We start from the raw sequence: 9,130 nt of genomic DNA, 5'->3' as shown, positions 1-9,130 counted from the left end.
CCGACTTGCATGTATTAGGCACGCCGCCAGCGTTCGTCCTGAGCCAGGATCAAACTCTCCATATAAGAGGGTTCCGGAAGTTCCCTTCCTTCCCCCATGCTCGAGTCTTCTTCCTCGACTCTCAATTCTTCTTGCTTTTATTCCTCACAGGCGTTTCTGTTCAGTTTTCAAGGAACCATGGGTCTTTCTTCCTTCGCCGCCGTGGCAGCGACGTTGGTTATCTTATCACATCGAGGAGCTTTTTGTCAACAGAGAATTTTTGGTTTCTGTCCGGTCCTGATTCGGTTGGATTCATTCCCGGCAGCTCTTCTGTTTTTTGTCCCCCGAAGCGACGTTTCACATCTTACCACGAACCATTCCCCAAGTCAAGATGCTTGATGCATACAATTTTTGTAAATCATTTCTCTCCCAAAAACTTCAGCGGGCGAAAAATCCTAACGACGCCCGCTGAAGCGCATTCTATTTCCCTTGTTTCTTTTTCCCATATTCGGATGGATCGATTTTGTTCCGTGAGATCAATGTTCCTTTCCTTCCAGCCAATCCTTCATGAAGCGAACGCCCCGATCTCCAAAGTGGTCTTTCACTACTTGAAGAAAATCCTCGGGGGTTGCATTTTTATATCGGTAGCGGGAGAAATAATCTTTAAGCATCTTTTCCATTTCTTCTTTTCCCACCTTCTGTTCCCATTCATAAAACATCAGGGGGCCAACCTCATAAATCATCACCCCGTATGAATCCCAACTTGTAAACTGATTGACGGAGGCGGAGATCCTTTCTCCTCTGCTTTCATACACTTTCGCCTTCTCTATAGCCGATTCCTTCAGTCTCAGATACGAAGGAGCCCACGACTTCTCATGCTCGAGCAAATAGTTTAGTGTGGCATATTCCGTAAGGCTTTCATCCATCCATGGATGCTCGACCTCATCATTTCCCACCAGGCCATACCACCATTGATGGGCCGTCTCATGGGCGACCACCAGCACCCCGTACGGGTCATTTCGCCTGAAATAACTTCCTTCCGCAAAGATAAGCCCAGGGTACTCCATCCCGCCAAAAAATCCGCCCGTTGCCACCACGTCGTATTCCGGATAGGGATACCCCCCATATTTTTGACTATAGGCGGTTAAAGAAGAGATGGCGACCTGGTGCAGCCTTTCCGCCACTTCAGCGGAATCTTCCCGCTTATGCCATGTAAGAACCCGTACATCGCCTGCTTTCCCTTCCTTGTATGTATACTCCTTATCCATCACCACCATGGCAAAATCTCTTACCTTATCTGCCCTATAATGATGAATCTCCATGTTCCCCTGTTCGATTTTAGGGGTTCCTACCTCGACGCCGGTGGATGCGACCTGGAATCCCTGTGGAAGACGGACCTCCACCTCATAATTGGCGATATCGCTATAAAAGGGATCCCCGATGGGATAATAGGGGTCAAGATTCCATCCTTCTTCATCATATACGGCTTTTATGGGAAGCCAATTCCCCAGCCACATCGCATGATCATCATAAGAGAGACGTCCGTTATTTTGGGGAAGCCCGAAAGAAAAACGAATCATAACGGCGGTTTTTTCTCCTTTTTTCCAGTCCAAAGGGATCTCAAGGAGGGTATCCTTAACGATAAAGTCAACCTTTTTTCCCTGCACCCATACCCCTTCCACCTTCATCCATCCGGGTTTCGGATCTTTTCCCAACACCTCTTCCCAAACCGAACCACGAAGGGAATTTTCAGGGCGAAAGAGATTAGGGTAGATATGAAAATAAACATGATCCTGCTCTTTGCCGGTATCGTTTAGGATCCATGCAGTCAAATCTCCTTGGATCACTTTTTCCTCCGGGTTAACCGTAATCTTTGCCCTGTACGCGTTGTTTACCCCTTCTAAGGAGGGCTGAACCGTCCAGCTTTCTTTCCAAAAAGAAGCCTCCTCACCGGGCGGCGCCTGATTCCACCGGAACCATACGATGCCTCCTCCGATGAAGAGAAGAAGGAGCACGCCAAATAACGTTAATCTCCACCGCCTCATCCTTTTCCCCCTTCGCTTCCATTGTTTTTTGATCCATCCCATCATCGTGAGCGCCCTGCTTTGACGGATATGAAAACTCCATACAGGTATAATTGTAGGAAATTATACCAAAAAAACGTGAAAATTGCCAAAGAAACAAGAGAAAAAAAGAAACCTCTCTTTGGCCGAGAAAGAGAGGCAGAAACGAAATCGATCTTAGACCGGTAAATGAATTTAACGCGCCAGCCAGATGAAATAGGCTATAAAGACGAGAAAGAGTCCGTACATAATCGGATGGATTTCCCGCGCTTTCCCTTTTGCGATTTTCACAATAGGATAGGTCACAAAACCTAAAGCAATCCCGGTGGCAATGCTGTACGTAAGAGGCATGAGAAGAACGGTAAGGAATGCAGGGAATGCTTCATCGATTTCATCCCATTTAATCTTAAGGAGATTAGCCGCCATAAGTACTCCGACAATGATTAAAGCCGGCGCAGTCACCTGAGGGGTAACAATCCCGAGAAGAGGAGCAAATACGAGGGAGAGGAGAAATAATGCGGCAACCACCACGGAAGAAAAACCGGTACGCCCCCCGGCGGCAACTCCGGAAGAAGATTCAATATAAGAGGTGACGGTCGAAGTACCGAGCCAAGCGCCGACCATGGTGGCAATGGCATCGGAGGTTAAAGCACGTCCACCCCGCTCCAATTTATTATCCTTCAGCAAACCCGCTTGGGCGGCAACCGCCATCACCGTACCGGCCGTGTCAAAAAAGTCGACGAAGAGAAAAGTAAAGATGACGATCAAAAGATCCCCGGTGGGACGTAAAAGTTTCTCCCACTCAAGCTGAGCAAAGGTGGGAGCGATGCTGGGAACGCTGCCTACAATATCCTGGATGCCCTGGGGAACGGGAACGAGGCCAAAAAACATTCCTACAATCGCCGTCAGGAGCATGCCATAGAAAACTCCTCCCCTAATTTTGCGTACGAGGAAGATGGCGGTAACCAAGAGCCCAAAGACCGTAAGGAGCGTATTTCCCGTATGAATATTTCCTAACTTGGGAAGGGCTGATTGGGGATCAATGATGACGATCCCTGCATTTTTAAGACCGATAAATGCAATAAAAAGTCCAATTCCTGCTCCGGTCGCCATCTTTAAGCTAAATGGAATGGAATTAATGATGGTTTCCCGGATCTTAAATAATGTTAGGAGGAAGAAAACAATCCCGGATGTAAAAACCCCGGCCAACGCCGTCTGCCACGGAATCCCCATACCTAAGACCACCGTGTAGGCGAAAAAAGCATTTAAGCCCATTCCTGGAGCTTGTGCGATGGGGTAGTTGGCGTATAACCCCATGATCAGCGTACCGATGGCTGAAGCGACTGCCGTCGCCACAAAGACGGAGGACTTATCCATTCCCGTCTCTCCTAGAACCATCGGGTTCACGAATAGGATGTAAGCCATGGATAAAAACGTGGTTAATCCCGCGATAAACTCAGTACGGTACGTCGTTTTCCGCTCCGAGAAACGAAAATAATCTTGAATCGCCTTCAAGCTTTCCACTCCTTTTCGAGAAAATAAAGATAAAGAGATAAAGAATAGATAAAAGCGAAAAACCGCCTGGTTTAAGACTCTCCAAGCGGTCTCCTGTCTATACACGATATCGTACCCTGTTCTTTTCCATAAAACAAAACCTCTATCCTAGACAACCATTCTCCTTCCTTCTCCGTTCCGTCTTCATCGGCCAAGTCGCGGAGAGAAGGTTTATTGAAAAAGTGAGAAAAGAGAATGGGAATAAGTAGAGGGAAAAAGCTCTTCGGTACGATCATGCGTAGCCAGGCAATTCCGGTTGCCGGTAGAGACGCTTAAGCCAATCCTTAAGCTTATACGCATTTATCCTTCTTTTCGTCAAAAATGGTACCAAACAGAGGGCAATAAGTCAATAAAAAACGTACATTTAAGTTAAATTTAAAATTTTCATTCGTGTTTTTCCTTATTCCCATTCAATGGTCGCCGGTGGCTTGGAGGTGATGTCGTAAACCACCCGGTTTACATGGGGCACCTCGTTCACAATGCGGGTAGAGATCTTCTCCAACACCTCGTAGGGAATGCGGGCCCAATCCGCCGTCATGCCATCCACCGACGTAACCGCCCGAATTCCCACCGTATATGCGTAAGTTCGACTATCTCCCATCACACCAACGCTTTTCATATCGGGAAGGGCGGTGAAATATTGCCAGATCTCCCGGGAAAGCCCCGCCTTTTTGATCTCCTCCCGGAGAATCGCATCCGACTCCCGCACAATTTCTAATTTTTCCGGGGTCACCTCACCCAGAACCCGAATGGCAAGCCCAGGCCCAGGGAAGGGTTGGCGCCATACGATTTCCTCCGGAAGGCCTAACTCTTCGCCTAGTTTCCGCACTTCATCTTTAAAGAGAGTCTTCAGAGGTTCCACCAGCTTAAAATTAAAATGCTCCGGCAGGCCTCCCACATTATGATGGGATTTAATCGTCTGGGCGGTCTTCGTTCCACTTTCGATGATGTCGGTGTAAAGGGTACCCTGCGCCAAATAGCGGATATTGGAGAGCTTTGCCGCCTCTTCTTCGAAGAGACGGATAAATTCCTCGCCGATGAACTTCCGCTTCTTCTCCGGATCGGTAACTCCGGCCAATTTGGCCAAAAAGCGCTCCTTCGCATCCACATGGATCACACGCATGTGGAACTTTTCCGCAAAGGTGGCCATCACCGATTCCGCCTCCCCCTTGCGGAGCAGTCCATGATCGACGAATACGCAGGTAAGCCGATCCCCAACGGCCCGATGGACAAGGGCAGCGGTCACGGAAGAGTCTACACCACCGCTTAATGCGCATAAGACTTCCTCATCTCCCACCTGACTCCGGATCTGGCGAACGGCCTCCTCTATAAATCCGCCCATGCTCCAATCCCCGTGGCAACCGCAAATCTTAAAGAGGAAGTTCTCCAAAATCGTCTCCCCGTGCTCGGTATGCTTTACCTCAGGATGAAATTGAACCCCGAAGAAATTTCGTTCCGTATCGCTCATCGCTGCGATGGGGGTAGAAGATGTGGAGGCAATCCCCCGAAACCCTTCCGGAGGTGCAACCACCTGGTCTCCATGACTCATCCAGACCTTCTCTTCTTCAGATAATGCGGAAAAGAGGGGATCATGGCGCAGACGGGCAATGGCTTTCCCATACTCGCCTGCTTCTGCCCTTTCCACTTTCCCGTCCAATTGATAAGCCATCATCTGCATCCCGTAACAAATTCCAAAAATAGGGATCCCCAATCCATAGATTTTCGGATCTACCAGCGGTGCGCCCTCGTCATAAACGCTGTTCGGACCGCCGGAGAAAATAATTCCATTCGGTTTTTTCTCGAGAATTTTCTCAATGGGGGTATCATATGGCCAAAGTTCGCTGTAAACCCCAAGTTCCCGGATGCGGCGGGCGATTAATTGATTATATTGACCGCCAAAATCGAGAACCAATATCCATTCGCGCTCCTGTTCCATTCCCATGCAATCCTCCTGTGCCCTCATTTAAATCGACCGGGGCTTTCTCATACAATGTCCTCAAAAATGATTTTGACCGACTCCCATTACGTTCCCATCCTATCACAGGAATCTCCATTCCTGCAATGAAAAAAGGTCGGGAAAAGGCATATGAGGGCTATTTCCGCCTGCGCGAAAAGAATCGCTTGCCCAATTTCGTCATCTCATCCTTTGACATTTGAGGTTCCCTCTCCCCGTAGCGCGCTTCCTCAAATGCTTTGGTCAACGCCTTAAAACTCCCCTGTTCCCCGTTTAGGGGAAGAATTCGGGCATATTCCCGCACCGTCGCATGGGGAGGTCGGGGAACCATGCGTTCGTAGAGGGAAAGGAGCCTCCTGTAAAATTCCACGATAAAGTGGGATTCCCCATTCCGGTTTAACCCCCGAGTCCGCCACCAGAATAGGAGACGATCTCGATTTAGAACAACGACTAGGAGGAGAAGGAGGAACAAAAGAAATGAAATCGGAAGGAAGAGAAACCGAATCGGGAAGGAGACACCGGGGGAAGAGACGCTCTCTCCCTTCGTTTCTTGCGCCTGTTTTCCCTCCACGTCCGTCAAGGCGGCTTTCATCTTCTCCAATTCCTCCGGTTTCGGCATCTCTTCCATGGCCGGGTCATCGGCGGCTCCTGCCGTCGCCGAGCCGGTGCTCTCCCTTACCATTTCATAAGGAGTGAAAAAAGAGGCGGTTGCTTCAAAGGGAACCCAGCCGACTTCGGGAAAATAAGCCTCCACCCAAGAGTGGGCATCCTTTTGCCGAACGGTCGTCTCCAGCTCTCCCCGATCGTTCCTCTTTAACTCTCCAAAGGCATATCCTTTCACCCAACGCGCCGGAATTCCCTGAGAGCGGAGCATCACCACCATGGCGGAAGAGAAGTGGTCACAGTACCCTCTCTTCGTCTCAAACAGAAACTGATCGACAAAATCTTGTCCCTCTGCCGGAAATGGAACATCCTGAGTTTCGTAACGATAAATATTTCCCCAGCGGAGGAATCCCTCGATCTTCTTCGCCTTTTTATACGCATTCTTCTCCTCTCCCACTACTTTGGCCGCGAGCTCTTTTACCCGGGCGGGAAGCGAATCGGGAAGCTGAAGGTATGGGGCGGTCCAGTCCGGATAAGAGGCACTCCCCTGAAGCAGAAGGTTGGAGACCTGAATGAGACGTTTCTCGTCAATCACAGGAATTTGGGAGATAGAAAGATACGTGGCGACGGGCGTTTTGGATGAGAGCGCATAGCTCGCCGCATCAAACTGAACTCCCCCGCTCTTCCCGGCGTCCGGTTTAAATTGGGGAATAATCTGAAGGGGCTGGCCGCTCGTAAAGAGGATCTCCCCAGGTTGCTGGAATGTAACCGTCTCCCTTAGATTTTTCATGGGGAGGGAGACGGGATTAAATAAGCGATCCATTATTTTCCCGTCGGAGAGGGGTTGAATTTCGTCCGGCACCTCTTTCACCCACCCGTGTCCGGTATAGGTATCCTTCGACTCTCCCCGCCAATAATGGGAAGGATAGAGATCTCCATCCACCTTCGCCGTAAACACCACCTCATCGCTCTGGACAAATCCTCCTCCAAGGCGAGAGTCGTCTTTCCCGTAACCGGAAACCTGCACCCCTCCAGTACCCGAACCGGGATCCTCTTTTAACGTCTGCAGGAAAGAAACGGGATCGGGCCAGCTCGGTGCCGCCTTAGGGGAAATCAGTCCAATGCCGGAAAAGAGGAGGAGGAGGGTAAGTAACAATCCTGCCCAGGGAATGAGATCCCTTCCTTTTCCCTTAGAGGACAGGAAGACGGGATTCTTTCTTAACGTTTGGATGGCGAGGAGGAAAAAAGAATAAAGAAAAAGGCGAATCGTGGGAAGACTGCCGTCAAAGAGAAAGAAGGTGTCCAACACTCCAATCCATATAAATGAAAGAAGGAGAAAAAAGAGAATCCTCCCCTTCTCAACGACCTCTCTGTATAGGGTTAAACTGAGGAGAGTTAAAAAGAGAAAAAAGAACCCCGTCCTGAGATCTGCATTGAGCTGATTTAACCGCAAACCAAGGATAGCCGGGATCGCCCCCCTCACCTCCCCCCAGAGGGAAAACCACCAATCCGGCCATTTTTCACCCTCTCCCCGGTAAACTTGAAACCAATAGAACATGAAGAGAAGGGAGGTGAGAAAGCGAAGCCACACCCATGGAAAGATCCAGGAGAGGAGCAGAGTAACCCCGATGATCGTATCAAATAGGTATAAATAGGACGCCTCCGTATCGGTGAAGAATGGAAGCGTATGAATCCACTCCATTCCGATCAACATCAGGAGGAAAGCGAGGACCGCTTTTATGCCTACATTAGTAAGGGATTGCCCTTTCCCCATCCCCTACACCCCCTTTCAATATCACCTCGATCGGTCGCTTATCCAGCAGATGATAGGATATGCCCTCCTTGATAAAAAAGGCGGGAGCACCTTCCGGCATTCGGGGAGCCACCAGAAAGAATTCCAACGACAATTTTCGCATGCGCATGATGGATAAAGCCTTCATCATCTCCTGATCCCATTGGGGGGTAATGATTACCACCGTGGTTCCATAGGGAATATAGGCCATCTGGTCCACCAACTGCCTGGGAAAGGGATAGAGGGAGACCGCCTTCGCCCGAGCCAATTGGGTAAATAAACGGATTTCATGATCGGAATTTTGCCCTAAGGGGACAAATATCCTCTCTTTTTGGTAAAGGGAAAGGCCCACGTGATATCCATTTTTTACGGAATAGCGGACCAGTGTGGCGGCGAGACGAATCGAACGTTCAAAATCGTCACTCTTCCCCGCATATCCTTTTTGGGTGCAATCGGGAAAGAGGAGAAAATCGTTCGTAACGTGAACCTCAAACTCCTTCGTTTTCAAGGCGCCGGTTCTGGCGGTCGCCTTCCAATGAATTCGATTCAATCGGTCTCCTGCGGCGTAATCTCGAATTCCCATCACCAAAGCCACATCTTCGGAACTCCTCCTCAAGGCGAAAGTGAGCCCTGCATTTTTCTCGTTGATGGTAGGAAACGAACGGACCTCATCATAGGATGGAAAGACAAGAATCTGATCCGGCAAAGGCAAAATGATCCGCCGGTGAAAGAAACCAAAGAGATCGCTCCATTCCATCCACACCTCTGTAAAGGAATGCTCACCCCGGGGGACGGGAGCGAGTACATAGGAGAATCGAATGTTTCGCCGAAATAGGAGGAGCTTCCAGATTTGATTTCCCTCCGTCAATCCACCTAAGGCAGGGGGAAGAGGATCTACCACGGTAACAAATAAAAAAGGGAAAAAACCATGAAAGGATAAGAAGAGATCCACATCCAGCCTCTCCCCGTCTTTAAGCTGTTTCTTGCTTAACCGGCGTTCCACGACCACCTTTCCCCTCGTTCCCATCCATATCCAGATTTCCAGAAGGGAGAGGGAAGTGATCGCATAAAAGAGAAAGTTGCTTACAAACCCTCCTTGGAATTGACGGTACACGAAGGTTGCTCCCCAGAGAATCAGGAGGGAGAGCAACCCATTCCTATTGAAACGCATTCGCTCCGCCTCTT

Annotated in this window: 5 protein-coding genes and 1 riboswitch; all 5 genes read right to left on the bottom strand. The window is 49.4% G+C overall.

The annotated features are described in order from the left end of the window. Window positions 1-515: 515 nt before the first annotated feature. The 5 genes from THEAE_RS19555 to THEAE_RS0100805 all read right to left on the bottom strand — a co-directional run bounded on the left by THEAE_RS19555 (window position 516) and on the right by THEAE_RS0100805 (window position 9,116). Window positions 516-2,024: a M1 family metallopeptidase gene (locus tag THEAE_RS19555; RefSeq protein WP_169729945.1), complete on the bottom strand. Its 1,509-nt coding sequence runs from the start codon at window positions 2,022-2,024 to the stop codon at window positions 516-518. Between the two features lie 213 nt (window positions 2,025-2,237). Next, window positions 2,238-3,548, bottom strand: a complete 1,311-nt coding sequence (locus THEAE_RS0100820; RefSeq protein WP_028986223.1) for an NCS2 family permease — start codon at window positions 3,546-3,548, stop codon at window positions 2,238-2,240. Between the two features lie 267 nt (window positions 3,549-3,815). After that, window positions 3,816-3,914, bottom strand: a riboswitch (purine riboswitch). Between the two features lie 82 nt (window positions 3,915-3,996). Then, a complete protein-coding gene (guaA, locus tag THEAE_RS0100815; RefSeq protein WP_028986222.1) occupies window positions 3,997-5,532 on the bottom strand; it encodes a glutamine-hydrolyzing GMP synthase in 1,536 nt (511 codons plus the stop codon). 157 nt (window positions 5,533-5,689) lie between these two features. Then, window positions 5,690-7,927 (bottom strand): transglutaminase TgpA family protein, encoded by a 2,238-nt coding sequence (locus THEAE_RS0100810; RefSeq protein ID WP_028986221.1) that lies wholly within the window; start codon window positions 7,925-7,927, stop codon window positions 5,690-5,692. Continuing rightward, window positions 7,902-9,116, bottom strand: coding sequence for a DUF58 domain-containing protein (locus THEAE_RS0100805; protein ID WP_005589095.1), 1,215 nt, complete (start codon window positions 9,114-9,116; stop codon window positions 7,902-7,904). The genes THEAE_RS0100810 and THEAE_RS0100805 overlap by 26 nt, the downstream gene beginning before the upstream one ends. Window positions 9,117-9,130 lie beyond the last annotated feature (14 nt).

Source organism: Thermicanus aegyptius DSM 12793 (assembly GCF_000510645.1).
GTDB lineage: Bacteria > Bacillota > Bacilli > Thermicanales > Thermicanaceae > Thermicanus > Thermicanus aegyptius.
The sequence above is the reverse complement of the archived record's forward strand: the minus strand, read 5'-3'. Positions and strand labels throughout refer to the sequence as shown.